Here is a 16078-nt window from a genome sequence, read left to right on the forward strand (position 1 = left end):
CGTATAGTCTATACGAGGGTTTCACTTTCAAAAAAAGGCGTCAGCTTTGGTAAAACTTTGGCAACATCTGCTGATTGGATTTTTGCTAGTTGATAGGGACAAGGAGTGATGTAGGCTGCTTCAAAAAAATCAATAGAGAGTCCACTGTGTTTTAAGGCAGCAAGAGATTTGACCTGATGAAGATCTACTAGGACCCCATCGTGGGTCAGGGTCAGATGAGGTAGAAGAGAAGACTGATCCATTAAAGTCTTCAGACTTTCTTCTTCCTCTTTTTTTCTGGCGAGGAGTCGCTTTTTATTGGTCAGATACATACCATTATCGATATAGAGGCTCAAAGCCTTTTGCATAATAAGGTTGCTATCATAGTCCAGAATTGTCTTATAGGTCAAGACAGGTTTAAGAAGGGCTTGGGGAAGGATCATGGAAGTAATGCGAAGAGCAGAAAAGAGATTGGTCGAAAAAGACTTGATATAGATAACTCGATTATTGCGATCTAGATAATGAAAAGAAGGAGCATTGCGGCCATCGAGATCTCCCAAATAATCGTCCTCGACAAGGTAGACATCATATTGGTCAGCTAGTTGCAAGATCGCTTCTTTCTGCTTGGACGAATAGCTATGACCAAGCGGATAGTGAAAACGAGGGATTGTGTAGAAGAATTTGATATGACCACTTTTGAAAATCTCTTCAAGTTTCTCGAGATCAATCCCCGTTAAATTACGTTGAATGGTACGGTAGGCAAGTTGCTGCGAATCTAAGAGTTGGTTCATCCGATGATAAGTCGGTTGCTCGATCAAGATTTGAGACTTTTTATTGGGAAAGTCAATCTGGCTGAGGATATTAAGCGCCTGCTGAGTACCAGCAGTCAAAACAATCTGATCTGCAGTCGTATAAATACCTTCTTCCTTCAATAAGCCTTGAATGGATTGGCGTACTTCGAGTAAGCCTGATTGGTCCGAAAAGTTATTAAAGAGATAATTCTCCCGTCCAATCAAGGTTTCGTTGATACAGGTTCGGAAGTCCTCAAAAGCCTGGTTGCGGTCTTTCTCTAATTTTAGTGGAAGATCCTCATGTCGATTAGGTTCTTGCTCCAAAACATAGTAGCCACTTTGAGGCTTAGCATAGAGGAAGTGCTGGTAAGTCAAGTCCAGCAAGGCTCGTTGCACCGTGTCCTTACTACAAGAAAATAGACTGGCTAACTGACGAACAGAAGGAATTTTCTGTCCGGTTTCGAGCTGGCCTTGTTGAATAGCTTTTTTTAAGAAATCGATAATTTGTTGGTATTTGCTCGTCTTCATCCTGACTGTCCCCATACAGTTTTTTTCTATTGTACAGAAAAAATCACAAAAAAACCACTCCGAAGAGTGGCGGCAGTATTACATAAAGTAAACAATGGCTAAATACTGAAGGGCAGAAGCGGCAAGGATGAAAAGGTGCCAAATCATATGGAAATATGGTTTTTTCTTGGCATAAAAGCCAGCTCCAACCGTGTAGCACAGACCGCCCATGAGCATGAGACCCCAGAAGATCGGATTGGTTTGGCTTACGATTTGGGGAATAATAAAGATAACCAACCAGCCCATGATCAAGTAAAGAGCGAGACTGAACTTTTCATTGACTTTTTTGGCAAAGATTTTGTAGAGAATACCAAAGATGGTGGTCCCCCATTGGATCAAGATAATGCTGTAGCCCATCCAGTTGTTCATCAAGGTGAGGACAACTGGTGTGTAACTACCTGCGATCGCAATGTAGATCATGGAATGGTCGATAATGCGAAGTACATACTTTTGAGGTGAATCGTAAGACATGGCATGGTAGACGGTCGAAGACAGAAACATCAAAAAGAGACTAATAACAAAGATAGAAGTCCCAAAGGCGCTAAGCAGACCGTGTTGTTCAAAGCTATAGACTGCAGAGATCGGAAGCAAGATCAGCATGAGGAGGGCGCCAACAGCATGGGTTACGCTATTGGCGATCTCTTCTCCAAAGGATAATTTTTTACTTAGTTTCATGGTGTAATTCATCAGTTTCTTCCTCCGTTTTTACTGGTTGAATATAAGTCAGGGTTTCAAGATAAAGTTGAACCGTCTGACAGGCAGAGCGAATGATAGGAGCGATCGGCTCTTTTTGATCATTTAGATAAGCAACAAAGCTATTATAGAGAAGATCAGAGCTTGCCTGGTCCTGCAAGAAATTTAAGGTAGAAGCGATCTCCTGAATAGAAAAGACCGTTTTTAAGGTTGTAATAGCGATCAAGCGAGCCACCTGTCTACGCTGGTATTTCTTCTTATCTGGTTTTTCGACATAGCCATGTTTTACGTAATTGTTGATCATGGCAGCCGTCAAGCCCTTGTCTGAAGAAGAGAGAACAGGTGCACAGGTTTTATTGACATAAAGTAGGACCTGATCAAGATAGAGGTCTAGCTCAGGCAGTTGCTCCCACGTTGGATAGGAAAAAGTGGCCACGAAATCTTCACCTTTCTTTAATCTAGTTTTCATAACTAGATAATAACATTAATAAAAACTCCTGTCAAGAAAATTTGAAAAATATGGTACAATAGACCTATGAAACTATTAATTCCATCCGCCAAAGAACTGAACGAACAGGCTCGTATCGTCGAGCCCCAACCCTTGTCAGAGAAGACAAAAACCATCCTTCAAGCTATGAATCAATTCTCGCTAACAGAATTAGCGACCTTTTACGGGATCTCAGAGGAAAGAGCTCTAGTAGAAAAGGAAAGAATTGGGGCTCTGTTAGCTGGGAGTGCTAAAACCTATCCTGCTTTGGAACTGTTTGATGGCCTTATGTATCGTAGTATCGAGCGTCAAGACTTATCCGAAAAAGAGTAGGCTTATCTGCAGGAGCATTTGTTAATCACGACTGCTTTATATGGTGTGCTACCTGCCTATGAAGGGATTGCTCCCCATCGCTTGGATTTTATGATGAAGCTAAAACCAGCTGGAAAATCTCTAAAGGTACTCTGGAAAGAGGACTATGATCAGGCAGTAGAAGATGAAGAACAGATCTTATCTCTTTTGTCTTCTGAGTTTGAACAAGTCTTTTCAAAAGCCATTCGTGAGCGAATGATTCGGATCAAATTCATGGAGAATCGTGGTGGGACCCTGAAGATTCACTCGACGATTTCAAAAAAAGCACGTGGGGCCATGGTGACAGCTATGATGAAGGAAGAAATCATCCATCTAGAAGATCTGAAATCATTAGAAGTAGCAGGTTTCTCTTATCGTGAGGATTTATCGCAAGAGAAGGAATGGGTCTTTGTGAAAGAATAAATAAAAATATTCCTGAGAAGCGTCAGGAATATTTTTTTGATCTATTAGATAAAGAGAATGCACGATGAAAACTCCAAAATAGAGGATTTTGGAGTCAGAATCGTCTTGAGCAGTAGGCTTAGGCGATATGTTTGAATTTCTTCAAGAGTTCTGTCAACTCAGCTTGCTCACCACTATTAAAGACTTGCATCAAGCGTTGAATATTTTTGATATGATCTGGAAGAGCTTCTTCGATCTTTTTACGACCGGCATCTGTAATAGATACAAGATAAGCACGGCGGTCTTCTGGATCGGTTTCGCGTGTAATCCAACCATCGCGGACCATATTGCGAATAACCACAGTCATATTTCCAGAGGTCGCAAGAATGCTATCAATCAGATCTTGAATGCGGAGATCGCCTTTGCTGTACAAGGTCTCAAGTACAGAGAATTGAGTTGGTGTCAACTGGTGCTTTTTAAAGATATGAGCCTCAGAGGCACGGATCAATCGTTCTGCCTTGTGGAAGACGATCATGGTTTTTAAATCTACGTTTGCTTCTTTGAATAATCTCTTTAAATTTTCCATATCTATATTTTATCAATAAATAGTATTTCTGTCGTTTAATTTTATTTTCAAATTAGTTACAAAATTGTGACAAATTTATTAAACTATGAACAAATGATAGCAAAGGTGTTAATTTTACTTTGCTTATCAAACAATTTTATACTAAAACATTGTAACAGGTATGAAATATTAGTAACAATTCTTTCTTGAAAATCTATAGAATTCTAGGTGGCTTTGGTGTATAATGAGGGAGTGAAACAGAAAAATAATCTTTTTATAGTATGGCAACATATAATAGGAATCTGTATCTTAGTGTTGACGGTCCTTTTTTCTTGGCTATTTCTTGCTGAAAAAACTTCTGTTCGCTTGCAGGATCAAATGGCGCAAGCAAGAAAAATAGCTCTGTCTCACTCTTCGATTGCGACTATTGAGACGGAGAGTTTCTTTCATGGCAAAGAAGCCTATCTTTCCTTCATTGGCAAGGACCAAGAGGGGCAAGATCTAGCGGTTTTGGTGGCGCAGGCGGATGATGCAGTCTATACCTACCCTTTGAAAGAAGGAGTTAGTTCCAAAGAGGCAGCTTCTGTCGTCAAAGAGAAGAGTCAGGACGCGATTGATCGGGTAACTTTTGGACGCTTTAAAGGCAAACCGATCTGGGAAGTCAAGGCTGGGAGCTCTTATTATGTGGTGGATTTCAAGACTGGGAAAGTCACCGGTGTTATTTAAGATTTGAGGAGGAAATATGAAATTATCAAATCGTGTATTGGAAATGGAAGAAAGTGTGACCTTGGCTGCAAATGCGCGTGCCAAAGCTTTGGCAGCAGAAGGTCGTGATATCTTAAGTTTGACCCTGGGTCAACCTGACTTTGCGACTCCAAAAAATATTCAAGAAGCAGCAGTCGCATCGATCGAGGATGGTCGCGCTAGCTTTTATACGGTAGCATCTGGACTTCCAGAATTGAAGGATGCCATTAGCGACTACATGAAAGAGTTTTATGGCTATGCTGTGAACCGGAATGAAGTAGTGGTCGGTACTGGTGCTAAGTTTATCCTCTATGCCTTCTTTACTTCTGTCATCAATCCAGGTGATGAAGTCATCATTCCAACCCCTTGCTGGGTTTCTTATGTAGACCAGGTGAAGATGGTAGAAGGCACACCTGTTACTTTCCAAACAACAGAAGAAAATCACTTCAAGGCAACGGTAGAGCAATTGGAAGCAGCACGGACAGACAAGACCAAGGTTGTCTTGCTGAATTCGCCATCCAATCCAACAGGAATGATCTACAGTAAAGAAGAACTCGAAGCAATCGGAAACTGGGCTGTCGAGCATGATATCTTGATTTTGGCAGACGATATCTATGGGCGATTAGTATACAATGGCAATACCTTTACGCCCATTTCTAGCTTATCAGAAGCGATTCGCAAGCAAACCATCGTGATTAACGGAGTTTCTAAAACCTATGCTATGACTGGTTGGCGGGTTGGTTTTGCTGTAGGAGATTCTGAGATTATCGGAGCTATGGCCAAGGTGATCAGCCAAACAACTTCCAACTTAACAACCGTTTCCCAATATGCCGCAATCGAAGCCCTCACAGGAGACCAATCTTCTATTGAGATCATGCGTCAAGCTTTTGAGGAACGCTTGAATACTATTTATCCTTTGTTGAATGAAGTACCTGGTTTTGAAGCCATCAAACCTCAAGGAGCCTTCTATCTCTTCCCAAATGTCAAGAAGGCCATGGAGATGAAGGGCTATACGGATGTGACGGAATTTACCACTGCAATTTTAGAAGAAGCAGAGGTTGCTTTAGTAACGGGAGCTGGCTTTGGTGCCCCTGAAAATATTCGCTTGTCTTATGCGACAGATTTGGACACCCTGAAAGAGGCTGTTCGCCGACTCAAGGCCTTTATGGAAAAATAAAATAGCAAGATCCTTAGTAATGAGCTGAGGATCTTTTTCTTTAAAAAAAATCTGGTTTTCACAGGTAGAGCCTAGCACTGAAAGCCTTTTTATGATACAATTAAGAAGATAATGTCTTCGGACAAGTTTAACGAGAAAAGGAAGATGAATGATGACAAAACGGATTACTATCATCGAAGTAAAAGACTATGTAGGTCAAGAAGTGACCATCGGTGCTTGGGTGGCCAACAAATCAGGTAAAGGAAAAATTGCTTTCTTGCAATTGCGTGACGGGACTGCCTTTTTCCAAGGTGTGGCTTTTAAACCAAACTTTATCGAAAAATTCGGCGAAGAAGTGGGGCTTGAAAAATTTGACACCATCAAACGCTTGAGCCAAGAAACCTCTGTCTTTGTAACAGGGATTGTCAAAGAAGACGAGCGTTCTAAATTTGGTTACGAATTGGATATTACAGACATCGAAGTGATCGGTGAATCTCAAGATTACCCAATCACTCCTAAAGAACACGGGACAGACTTCTTGATGGACAACCGCCACTTGTGGTTGCGTTCACGCAAACAAGTCGCTGTCATGCAAATCCGTAATGCCATTATCTATGCAACTTATGAGTTCTTCGATAAGAACGGCTTCATGAAGTTTGATAGCCCAATTCTTTCAGGAAATGCGGCAGAAGATTCTACAGAACTTTTTGAAACAGACTACTTTGGAACACCAGCTTACTTGAGCCAATCAGGTCAGCTTTATCTCGAAGCTGGTGCTATGGCCCTTGGTCGCGTCTTTGACTTTGGACCAGTATTCCGTGCTGAAAAATCTAAGACTCGCCGTCACTTGACTGAGTTCTGGATGATGGACGCTGAGTACTCTTACTTGACACACGATGAATCACTTGACTTGCAAGAAGCTTATGTAAAAGCCCTTCTTCAAGGTGTTTTGGACCGTGCACCTCAAGCCTTGGAAACCTTGGAACGTGATACAGAGCTCTTGAAACGCTACATTGCTGAACCATTCAAACGGATCACTTATGATGAAGCCATTGATCTCTTGCAAGAGCATGAAAATGATGAAGATGCGGATTATGAGCATTTGGAACATGGTGATGACTTCGGCTCACCACATGAAACTTGGATTTCAAACCACTTTGGTGTGCCAACATTTGTCATGAACTACCCAGCAGCTATCAAGGCCTTCTACATGAAACCAGTTCCTGGAAATCCAGAGCGCGTGCTTTGTGCAGACTTGCTTGCTCCAGAAGGCTATGGAGAAATCATCGGTGGCTCTATGCGTGAGGAAGACTACGATGCCCTTGTTGCAAAAATGGATGAACTTGGCATGGATCGTACAGAGTATGAATTCTACCTTGATCTTCGTAAATACGGTACAGTCCCACACGGTGGCTTTGGTATCGGTATCGAGCGTATGGTAACCTTCGCGGCTGGTACAAAACACATTCGTGAAGCCATTCCATTCCCACGTATGTTGCACCGTATCAAACCTTAATAGACGTAAAAACGCCATTAGGCGTTTTTAACTTTTATATCTGCTCCTAAAAACTATGAAAGGAATTTCAATGCTGAAAATAGATATCATTGATGGGAAAGAATACGAGGATGGTCAGGGGTCTTTGATCGCAGATCTAGACCATAGCATTCAACAGATGCTCAAGACCTCCTACCCGGAAAGTCAAATGGATGATTTTATCACCTATAAAAATTTGAGCCAATATTGTATGGATTATCTTGGACAGATTATTGAGCGTGCCAATGATAAAAACGAAGCCATTAAACAGCAGGTGACAGGTGTCATGCCTGAAAGCGAGCGTCCCTTTAACGTTGAAGATCGCTTGACAGCCAGTTATACTTTTGGCCAACGTGTGGCGGATTCTGTTGCTCACTTTGGTGGTTCATGGACTTTTATCATTAGTTTTATCCTGATGATGGCTATTTGGATGTTGATTAATGTCTTGCATCCCTTTGGCTGGAATTTTGATCCTTACCCTTTCATCTTGCTCAATCTAGCACTTTCTACGATTGCGGCGATTCAAGCTCCTTTGATCATGATGAGCCAAAACCGGGCGGCAGATTACGATCGCTTGCAAGCGCGAAATGACTTTAACGTCAATATGGAGTCGGAAAGAGAAATTCGCTTGTTGCATACGAAGATTGACCATATGGTGCAACAAGACCAGACGGATTTACTGGAAATTCAAAAGTTGCAAACCGAATTGTTGGTGTCCTTGTCTAATCAAGTGGCCCAGCTGCGTCAAGAAATGAATCAAGAAAAAATGAAGGAGGTGGAGAAGATGTAGGCAAATCTAAGTAAGTCTTTTAGAAACACTTATATAATCTATTGAAAGAGGAAAAACAATGTTTAAAAGAACTTACAAACGCAATATTTCACTCCTAGCAGGTCTGGAATTTACATCTTATTTTGGAATCACCAGTTTTTGGATTCTCTTTTTTATTCAAAATGGTCTTTCTTTGCTTCAGATTGGTTTATTAGAGAGTATCTTTCATGGGACGAGTCTCTTGTGCGAGATTCCATCTGGTATGTTAGCCGATCGCTTTAGCTACAAGACCAATCTCTATTTGGCTCGCTTGTCTAGCATTGGATCTTCAATCTTGATTTTATTTGGTCAGGGGAATTTTTGGATCTATGCCATTGCTATGATGGTCAATGCTTGGTCTTATAATTTTGACTCGGGGACCAGTACCGCTTTCTTATTTGATTCAGCGGTGGAAGCAGGTCAAAAAGACCGTTATCTTCAGATTTCTAGCTTCTTGTCTGGTGTGGCCGAAGTCACCCGAACTTTAGGTACAGTGGTGGCAGGCTTCTTTATTCACGGAGCATTGGCTTGGACCTATTATATTGCTATTGGGCTTTCCTTGCTTTCCATTCTTTTGATCTTTCTGATGAAAGAGCCAGAGAGCAAGAGTGATGAAAGAAATCATTTGACCTTAAAGCGGATATTGGAGGTAGTGAAACAAGAATGGCAGGAAAAACCAGTCTTGTTTTACTGGATGCTCACCTATCAGTTGGTAGGGACCATCATGTGTATGTTTTATTTTTACTACCAACAGAAAATCAGTGACTTAGCCAGTTGGCAAGTTTCACTCATCATGTTGATTGGTAGTGGATTCAATCTCCTAGCGGTTTATTTGGCTAGTCAAATCGGGAAAAAATGGAATAGTAATCAAGTCTTTCCGATTCTGGTTGCACTGACTGGGTTGGCCTTGTTTTTGGTAGGTGTGAAGACTCCATTCGCCTATTTAAGTGTCTATCTCTTGACCAATGCCCTTTATGCCGTTTATCAACCCATCTACTACAATGATTTACAAGCTTATCTGCCTTCCAGTGTGCGAGCAACCATGCTGAGTATCAATTCCATGATGTTTAGTCTATCTATGATTGTCATTTTCCCACTGACTGGTTGGTTCATTGATAGTTGTGGATTTGTAGCAGTCTTTCTTGTATTAGGCCTTATCACGCTATTCTCTTTCCCTCTCTTGATGTTTGGGTTGGGGAAAATGGGCAAGATCTTAAGCAAGGTAACAAAGAAGGAATAAGATTTCTGACCTTCATTTGGTCAGTATTCAACTCTCTCTGCTCTGTAGGGGGAGTTTTTTCATCTTAAGAATTTGTGGTAAAATATGTATATCCATTAAAAAAAGAATCGAGTCGTATGAAATCATTATTGAAGTATTTTAAGGGCTATCTATGGGAAACTTTTCTAGGGCCCGTGTTTAAGCTTTTAGAAGCTATTTTCGAATTGTGTGTCCCCTTAATCATCGCCCACTTAGTCGATCAGGTCATTCCGAAAAAGGAAACGAGCGCGGTGGTGATGACGGTCGGTGTTTTGTTTTTATTTGCGAGCTTTGGTGTTGTCGTAGCTATTACGGCCCAGTATTTTTCTTCTAAAGCAGCTGTCGGCTTTACCCGCGAGATGACCAAGGATTTGTATGATAAGATCTTATCACTTCCAAAGGACAAGAGAGATAGGATCGGGACTTCTAGTTTGGTAACCCGTCTCACTTCTGATACCTATCAAATCCAGGTTGGGATCAACCAATTCTTGCGTCTCTTTTTGAGGGCACCGATCATTGTCTTTGGATCTATCATCATGGCCTTCACCATCAGTCCTAAACTCACTCTTTGGTTCTTGGGGATGGTGGCGATTTTAACCCTGATTATTGTGATCATGTCACGGATTGTCAATCCGCTATTTGCTAAGATTCGGAAAATCACAGACCGAATGGTTACGGTGACGCGTCAGCAATTTCAAGGGATGCGGGTGATTCGGGCCTTTGGACAAGATGCTAGTGAATTAGAGGATTTTAGAGAGGTCAATCAGGACTACAAGATCTGGCAAATTCGTGCTGGTATCTGGTCTAGTTTGGTGAGTCCCTTGACCTTCCTTGTGGTCAATACGACCTTGGTTTGTGTCATTTGGCAAGGACAATTGAATATCTCTGCTGGTCTTTTAACCCAAGGGATGTTGGTCGCTTTGGTCAATTATTTATTGCAAATTTTAACAGAATTGATCAAGCTGGCTATGCTGGTCACGTCTTTAAATGTCAGCTATATTTCTGCCAAGCGTGTCCAAGAGATTTTTGATTTGAAGGAAGAAGACCTCTTAGAAGCTTTGCCAGTAGAAACTGCAAGAGAGCAAGAAGCGATCAGCGCCCAGAAAGTTTCTTTCACTTATCCAACTGCTTCAAGCCCGGCTCTAGAAGATATTTCCTTTGATCTGGATCATGGACAGATGTTGGGAATTATCGGTGGTACAGGATCTGGGAAATCCACCCTGGTTCAGTTATTGAGTCATTTGTATGCCGTGAGTCATGGGAAATTAGCCCTCTATCACCAAGGTCACTCTCCTAAAACTCTCAAGGAGTGGCGGGAGTGGGTAGCTGTTGTCCCACAGAAGGCAGAGCTCTTTAGAGGGACTATCCGCTCGAATCTCTTACTAGGGATGGAAGAAAATCTATCGGATGAAGATTTGTGGTGGGCCTTAGAAACTGCTCAGGCGGCTGATTTTGTCCGTGAAAAAGAAGGACAACTCGATGAGCCAGTGGAAGCCTTTGGTCGAAATTTCTCAGGTGGTCAACGCCAGCGGTTGACCATTGCGCGTGCCCTTTTGAAGAAGGCTCCTTTCTTGATTTTGGATGATTCGACCTCCGCCTTGGATTATTTGACGGAAGCTCGTCTCTTAAAATCGATTAAAGAAGAATTGAGTGATACGAGTTTGATCCTAGTATCACAACGAACCAATAGTCTCAAGTCTGCTGATCAGATTTTGGTCTTGAACAAGGGACATCAAGTAGGACTGGGAAATCATGATTTCCTTTTGTCTACCAATGAGATTTATCAAGAAATTCATTATTCACAACACGGGAGGGAGGAAGCATGAGTCAAAAACGTTTCAGTTATTTAAAACGTCTGTTTAGAGATTTTGCTCACCATCCCGGGCTCCTGATCCTAGCTAGTCTTGGAACCATCGCTCAAGTGGCCTTAACGGTTTGGTTACCGATCCTGATCGGACATGCGGTTGATTTAGTCATCAATCCTCAAGGGATGACAGTCTTATGGCCTGTTTTGATCCAAATGGTTCTGGTCATTGTGGTCAATACCTTGATCCAATGGATCAATCCTCTTGTCTACAATCAATTGGTCTATCGGTTTAGCCAAAGCCTGAGAGCAGAAGTGATGGAAAAAGTACACCGATTGCCCTTGTCTTATCTAGATAAACAAGGGAGCGGGGACTTTGTCAGTCGTCTCACGACCGATGTAGAGCAACTCAATAGCGGTCTTCTGATGGTCTTTAACCAGTTCTTTGTTGGCCTCTTAACCATTCTTGTCACCATCGTGACCATGGCAGATTTGGATTTCTTTATGATGGTGGCGGTTCTGGTCTTGACCCCTTTATCCCTGGTGATTGCTCGTTTTATTGCCAAGCGTTCTTATACGCTTTTCCAAAAGCAGACCAAGGCGCGTGGTCTTCAAACTCAGTTGATCGAAGAGTCTTTGACCCAGGAAAGTTTGATCCAGTCATTTAACGCTCAGGATCAATTCCGTACGGCTTTTAAGGGGACGAATGAAAGCTATGCCAATTATTCCCAATCCGCTGTCTTTTATTCCTCAACTGTCAACCCTGCCACTCGCTTTGTGAATGCCTTGATTTATGCAGTAGTGGCTGGATTTGGTGCTGTACGCATTATTTCGGGATCTCACTTTACTGTCGGTCAATTGGTGACCTTCCTCAATTATGTCAACCAATACACCAAGCCCTTTAATGATATCTCCTCTGTCTTGTCAGAACTCCAAAGTGCCCTTGCCTGCGCAGAGCGCTTGTACAGCGTCTTGGATCAAACTGAGGTCGAAGAGACAGGCCATCAGATTCTGGAAAGTCAGGATGTCAAAGGTGCGATTGGTTTTGAGCATGTCTCATTTGGCTATGATTTGGGGCGGACCTTGATCAAAGATTTAACCATTCAGGTTCCAGCTGCCAGTAAAGTGGCCATTGTAGGGCCTACAGGAGCAGGAAAGTCGACCTTGATTAATCTGCTCATGCGTTTCTACCCTGTTAATTCTGGCGAGATCACGATTGATGGGGTACCAATTACGGACTACACCCGTGCTTCCTACCGCCAACAGTTTGGTATGGTCCTACAAGAAACCTGGCTCAAGGTTGGGACGATTCATGAAAATATCGCCTTTTCTCGTCCCGATGCAACTAGAGAAGAAGTCATAGAAGCAGCCAAAGCAGCAAATGCAGATTTCTTTATTCGGCAGTTGCCACAAGGGTATGATACTTATCTTTCAGATGCTGGAGAGTCTTTGTCTCAAGGTCAACGCCAACTCTTAACGATTGCGCGTGTTTTCCTTTCAGTTCCTAAGATTTTGATCTTGGATGAGGCTACATCCTCCATCGATACTCGGACTGAGGTCTTGATTCAAGATGCCTTTAATCAGCTCATGAAGGGACGGACCAGCTTCATCATCGCTCACCGCTTATCGACCATTCAAAATGCCGATATGATCCTTGTCATGGTGGATGGCGACATTGTTGAACATGGTACTCATGAAGAGCTAATGCAAGCGCAAGGTGTTTACTACAAAATGCAGACAGCACAGCAACAGATTAGTTAAAATGAAAAGAGAGTGGGACAGAAATCGGTAATTCGTTAGAATTCGATTTCGTCGTCCCACCTCCGCACAGTTGAGTAGGGCTTTAAAAGCTGATGAAATCAGCGTAGTAGAGCCCACTCAACCACTGCGTCTTGCTCGACAATCCAAAAATAATTGAGAGGCTAGGACTTTTGTTCCAGCCTCTTTTTTCGTCTAAAAAAACATCTAGCAAAATTGCTAGATGCTTCAAAAACCACTATTTTTTAAACGTTTAGAACCTTATCCAAGAATTCTTTCAAGCGTGGGTGTTGGGGGTTGTCGAAGATTTGGTCTGGTTTGCCATCTTCGAGGAATTCACCGTCTGCGGTAAAGATGACTCGGTTGGCTACTTGGCGGGCAAATCCCATCTCGTGGGTAACGATGATCATGGTCATGCCTTGCTCTGCCAATTCTTTCATAACGTTCAATACATCTCCAACCATCTCAGGGTCAAGGGCAGAAGTAGGTTCGTCAAAGAGCATAATATCTGGATTCATGGCAAGTCCACGTGCGATAGCCACACGTTGTTTTTGACCACCGGAAAGACTATTTGGATTGGCATCGGCTTTATCTGCAAGTCCAACTTTTTCCAACAATTCCATCCCGACTTTTTGAGCTTCTTCACGGGTCATCAGTTTGTGCTCTACTGGCGCAAACATAATGTTTTCAAGGACGCTCATGTGAGGGAAAAGGTTGAAGTGTTGGAAAACCATCCCGATATTTTCACGGACCAAATCAACATTGGTTTTTGGATCGGTTAGATCATATCCATTTACGGTAATTTGACCTTTTGTCACTTCTTCGAGGAGATTAAGACTACGAAGGAAGGTCGATTTACCAGAACCGGACGGCCCGATAATACAGACCACATCCCCTTCGTAGAATTTTGTTGAGATTCCTTTTAAGACCTCATTTTCACCGTAGTATTTGTGGAGGTCATGGACATCAATTTTTAATTTAGCCATTAGTTAACCTTCTTTTCTAATTTTTTTGCAAATCGTGTTAGCAAGGTGATAATCACGAGGTAGAAGACGGCAAGGATAGCATACATCTTGAAACTTTGGTAGTTTCGAGCAATGATGATCTTACCAGTTTGGAAGAGTTCTACCAATCCGATTGCAGACACAATAGTCGTATCTTTCAGGGCAATGACGAATTGGTTCACAAAGTTTGGAAGCATGAGTTTGGTTGCTTGTGGCAAGATGATCTTGCGCATGGTCTTGCCATAAGAGATTCCAAGGCTTCGGCTGGCTTCCATCTGTCCAATCGGTACAGCTTGGATCCCCCCACGGACAATTTCTGCGATATAAGCAGCAGCATTGAGGGAGAGGGCGATGGTACCTGCAACAAAGTCGTTGATTGGGGATTGATGACCTGTGACCGATTCAATCAAGTTTGGAATTCCCCAGAAGATGAAGGCAGCGAGGATCATGAGTGGGATTCCACGAATGACATCGACGAAGATTTCTGCTGTCCAGCGGAGCCATTTATAAGGGCTAACACTAAACATCCCAAAGATAACACCGATCACCATAGCAATCGCGAAAGAGAGAAGCGCAAGGGCAAGAGTGACACCCAAACCACTTAACAATTGTTTGTAGTTGTTTTGAAGCAAGCCCCAGATCGTTGTTTCATCTGCTGTTGTACTTGAAGTACTTGATTTGCTATCTGATTTAAGGTATTTATCAAGAATCTTTTGGTATTGGCCACTTTTCTTCAAGTTTGCAAGGCCGTTATTGAACATTTCGATCAATTCAGGATTTTCTCCTTTTTTAACGGCAAATGCTAGTTGACCACTTGGAGTTCCTTCGATAGGTGTTTTGAATTTGCGTCCTTGTTTAATGGCGTATTTGATAACAGGTTCGTCATCCATGATCGCTGCAACAGAACCAGAATTCAAACTATCATACATAGAAGCTCCGTCAGAGAACGTTTTGATTTTGTAACCATATTTCTTTTGGTTTTCTTCAAGGAAGTTTTGTGAGGAAGTACCGTTTTTAACACCGACTGTCTTTCCTTTTAGGTCATCATATGAATCAATCTTGCTACTTTCTTGAACGGCTAGAATAGAATTGGCCGTGTAGTATGGTTCAGAAAAATCAAATGTTTCTTTCCGAGCATCTGTTACGGTCATTCCTGCTATCATTCCTTGCGCATGGCCGGATTGGACATCACTTACCGCAGCATCAAATCCAGGATTATCAATCTCGATGGTAAATCCTTGGTCTTTGGCAATAGCCTTGATCAAGTCCATATCGATTCCTGTGTATTTGTTTTTTCCATTTTGGAAGACAAATGGTGCAAAAGATGAGTCACTTGAAATGCTATATTTTGATTTTTTAGGAGTTGCTTTTTGACCGGCAGGAGTAGTGGTTTCTGGAATGGCACTGTTACTTGATGATTGGCTTTCACCAGTCCATTTCTTTATGATCTTATCAAGTGTTCCATCAGCTTTAATTTGAGCGAGGGCCTTGTTAAATTCAGTGATCAATTTTTCATGATTTCCACCTTTTTTAACACCAAAGGCAAAGCCACCGACTGCTTCCCCGTCCATATTGATAGCTAGGTCCTGACCCTTTTGGATGGCGTATTGAATAACAGGTTGGTCGTCCATGACTGCATCCACTGCACCAGCTGTTAAACTGTTATACATGAGATCACCAGTATCAAAAGTCTTGATCTTGTAGCCGTACTTGTCCTTGTTTTTATCGAGGAAGCGTTGGGCTGCAGTTCCGTTTTTAACACCGACTGTCTTCCCTTTTAATTGGCTGTACTTCGTGATTTTGTCAGCTTTCGTAGTCGCGATGACAACTTTTGTATCGTAGTAAGTATCAGACATGGTGAAGACTTTTTCACGTTCTGTTGTTTTGGTCATTCCGGCCATGATGGCATCCGCTTGACCAGCTTGAACTGCATTGACCGCTGCATCAAATCCAGGGAAGGATTTGTCCAAATCCCAGCCGTTGATTTCAGCGACCTTGTCTAAGATCTCTACGTCGATTCCTTTATAGGTTTGATCTGAATCCTTAAATTCAAATGGTGCATACGCTGTATCGAAAACGACCTTGATCGTTTCAGCATGAGCATGACCAGCGAATGCAACGATTGGAAATAAGAAAAGCAAACATGCTAGTAATTTTTTCTTCATTTCTGTCTCCTT

Annotated in this window: 13 protein-coding genes and 1 pseudogene; 8 read left to right on the forward strand and 6 right to left on the reverse strand. The window is 42.2% G+C overall.

Going from position 1 to position 16078, the window contains the following annotated elements; all coding sequences use genetic code 11:
• Positions 1-8: 8 nt before the first annotated feature.
• The 3 genes from SM123_RS05110 to SM123_RS05120 all read right to left on the reverse strand — a co-directional run bounded on the left by SM123_RS05110 (position 9) and on the right by SM123_RS05120 (position 2499).
• On the reverse strand, positions 9-1313 hold the full coding sequence (locus SM123_RS05110) for an aminotransferase-like domain-containing protein (RefSeq protein ID WP_320909130.1): 1305 nt from the start codon (positions 1311-1313) through the stop codon (positions 9-11).
• A gap of 63 nt (positions 1314-1376) precedes the next feature.
• Positions 1377-2024 (reverse strand): PAQR family membrane homeostasis protein TrhA, encoded by a 648-nt coding sequence (trhA, locus tag SM123_RS05115; RefSeq protein WP_003011253.1) that lies wholly within the window; start codon positions 2022-2024, stop codon positions 1377-1379.
• Positions 1999-2499, reverse strand: a complete 501-nt coding sequence (locus SM123_RS05120) for a DUF1836 domain-containing protein (RefSeq protein ID WP_320909131.1) — start codon at positions 2497-2499, stop codon at positions 1999-2001. Before SM123_RS05120 ends, trhA begins: the two co-directional genes overlap by 26 nt.
• A 66-nt stretch (positions 2500-2565) precedes the next feature.
• Here SM123_RS05120 and yaaA point away from each other — a divergent pair.
• A pseudogene (gene yaaA / locus SM123_RS05125) lies at positions 2566-3291 on the forward strand (peroxide stress protein YaaA).
• Between the two features lie 118 nt (positions 3292-3409).
• Here yaaA and SM123_RS05130 read toward each other — a convergent pair.
• Entirely contained in the window at positions 3410-3856 is a 447-nt protein-coding gene (locus SM123_RS05130) for a MarR family winged helix-turn-helix transcriptional regulator (RefSeq protein ID WP_003001765.1), read from the reverse strand.
• Between the two features lie 207 nt (positions 3857-4063).
• On the opposite strand from SM123_RS05130, the gene SM123_RS05135 reads away from it, so the two are divergent.
• The 7 genes from SM123_RS05135 to SM123_RS05165 all read left to right on the forward strand — a co-directional run bounded on the left by SM123_RS05135 (position 4064) and on the right by SM123_RS05165 (position 12900).
• Positions 4064-4561 carry a cell wall elongation regulator TseB-like domain-containing protein gene (locus SM123_RS05135; protein ID WP_320909132.1) on the forward strand — a complete coding sequence of 166 codons (498 nt, stop codon included), beginning with the start codon at positions 4064-4066 and terminating at the stop codon, positions 4559-4561.
• A 16-nt stretch (positions 4562-4577) separates the two neighbouring features.
• Complete coding sequence (locus SM123_RS05140; protein ID WP_049506462.1) at positions 4578-5756, forward strand: pyridoxal phosphate-dependent aminotransferase; 1179 nt, start codon at positions 4578-4580, stop codon at positions 5754-5756.
• A 148-nt stretch (positions 5757-5904) separates the two neighbouring features.
• The gene (gene asnS, locus SM123_RS05145) at positions 5905-7251 is read left to right on the forward strand and encodes an asparagine--tRNA ligase (protein ID WP_003007581.1); all 1347 of its coding nucleotides are present in this window, start codon (positions 5905-5907) and stop codon (positions 7249-7251) included.
• 70 nt (positions 7252-7321) lie between these two features.
• Positions 7322-8059, forward strand: a complete 738-nt coding sequence (locus SM123_RS05150; protein ID WP_320909133.1) for a DUF1003 domain-containing protein — start codon at positions 7322-7324, stop codon at positions 8057-8059.
• Positions 8060-8117: 58 nt separating this feature from the next.
• The gene (locus tag SM123_RS05155) at positions 8118-9317 is read left to right on the forward strand and encodes an MFS transporter (RefSeq protein ID WP_320909134.1); all 1200 of its coding nucleotides are present in this window, start codon (positions 8118-8120) and stop codon (positions 9315-9317) included.
• Positions 9318-9433: 116 nt separating this feature from the next.
• Positions 9434-11161, forward strand: coding sequence for an ABC transporter ATP-binding protein (locus tag SM123_RS05160; RefSeq protein ID WP_320909135.1), 1728 nt, complete (start codon positions 9434-9436; stop codon positions 11159-11161).
• Positions 11158-12900, forward strand: coding sequence for an ABC transporter ATP-binding protein (locus SM123_RS05165; RefSeq protein ID WP_320909136.1), 1743 nt, complete (start codon positions 11158-11160; stop codon positions 12898-12900). Before SM123_RS05160 ends, SM123_RS05165 begins: the two co-directional genes overlap by 4 nt.
• A 242-nt stretch (positions 12901-13142) precedes the next feature.
• On the opposite strand, the gene SM123_RS05170 is transcribed toward SM123_RS05165, so the two are convergent.
• Positions 13143-13883, reverse strand: coding sequence for an amino acid ABC transporter ATP-binding protein (locus SM123_RS05170; protein ID WP_003007564.1), 741 nt, complete (start codon positions 13881-13883; stop codon positions 13143-13145).
• The gene (locus SM123_RS05175; RefSeq protein ID WP_320909137.1) at positions 13883-16066 is read right to left on the reverse strand and encodes an amino acid ABC transporter substrate-binding protein/permease; all 2184 of its coding nucleotides are present in this window, start codon (positions 16064-16066) and stop codon (positions 13883-13885) included. Before SM123_RS05175 ends, SM123_RS05170 begins: the two co-directional genes overlap by 1 nt.
• Positions 16067-16078: the final 12 nt, after the last annotated feature.

This window comes from Streptococcus sp. S5 (assembly GCF_034134805.1).
Lineage (GTDB): Bacteria > Bacillota > Bacilli > Lactobacillales > Streptococcaceae > Streptococcus > Streptococcus lingualis.

What these genes read in the sequence shown, in the direction of transcription:
- SM123_RS05110 (WP_320909130.1), bottom strand. Translation starts at nt 1,313, where the DNA reads ATGGGGACAGTCAGGATGAAGACGAGCAAATACCAACAAATTATCGAT.
- SM123_RS05130 (WP_003001765.1), bottom strand. Translation starts at nt 3,856, where the DNA reads ATGGAAAATTTAAAGAGATTATTCAAAGAAGCAAACGTAGATTTAAAA.
- SM123_RS05150 (WP_320909133.1), top strand. Translation starts at nt 7,322, where the DNA reads ATGCTGAAAATAGATATCATTGATGGGAAAGAATACGAGGATGGTCAG.
- SM123_RS05155 (WP_320909134.1), top strand. Translation starts at nt 8,118, where the DNA reads ATGTTTAAAAGAACTTACAAACGCAATATTTCACTCCTAGCAGGTCTG.
- trhA (WP_003011253.1), bottom strand. Translation starts at nt 2,024, where the DNA reads ATGAATTACACCATGAAACTAAGTAAAAAATTATCCTTTGGAGAAGAG.
- SM123_RS05165 (WP_320909136.1), top strand. Translation starts at nt 11,158, where the DNA reads ATGAGTCAAAAACGTTTCAGTTATTTAAAACGTCTGTTTAGAGATTTT.
- SM123_RS05140 (WP_049506462.1), top strand. Translation starts at nt 4,578, where the DNA reads ATGAAATTATCAAATCGTGTATTGGAAATGGAAGAAAGTGTGACCTTG.
- SM123_RS05175 (WP_320909137.1), bottom strand. Translation starts at nt 16,066, where the DNA reads ATGAAGAAAAAATTACTAGCATGTTTGCTTTTCTTATTTCCAATCGTT.
- SM123_RS05160 (WP_320909135.1), top strand. Translation starts at nt 9,434, where the DNA reads ATGAAATCATTATTGAAGTATTTTAAGGGCTATCTATGGGAAACTTTT.
- asnS (WP_003007581.1), top strand. Translation starts at nt 5,905, where the DNA reads ATGATGACAAAACGGATTACTATCATCGAAGTAAAAGACTATGTAGGT.
- SM123_RS05170 (WP_003007564.1), bottom strand. Translation starts at nt 13,883, where the DNA reads ATGGCTAAATTAAAAATTGATGTCCATGACCTCCACAAATACTACGGT.
- SM123_RS05120 (WP_320909131.1), bottom strand. Translation starts at nt 2,499, where the DNA reads ATGAAAACTAGATTAAAGAAAGGTGAAGATTTCGTGGCCACTTTTTCC.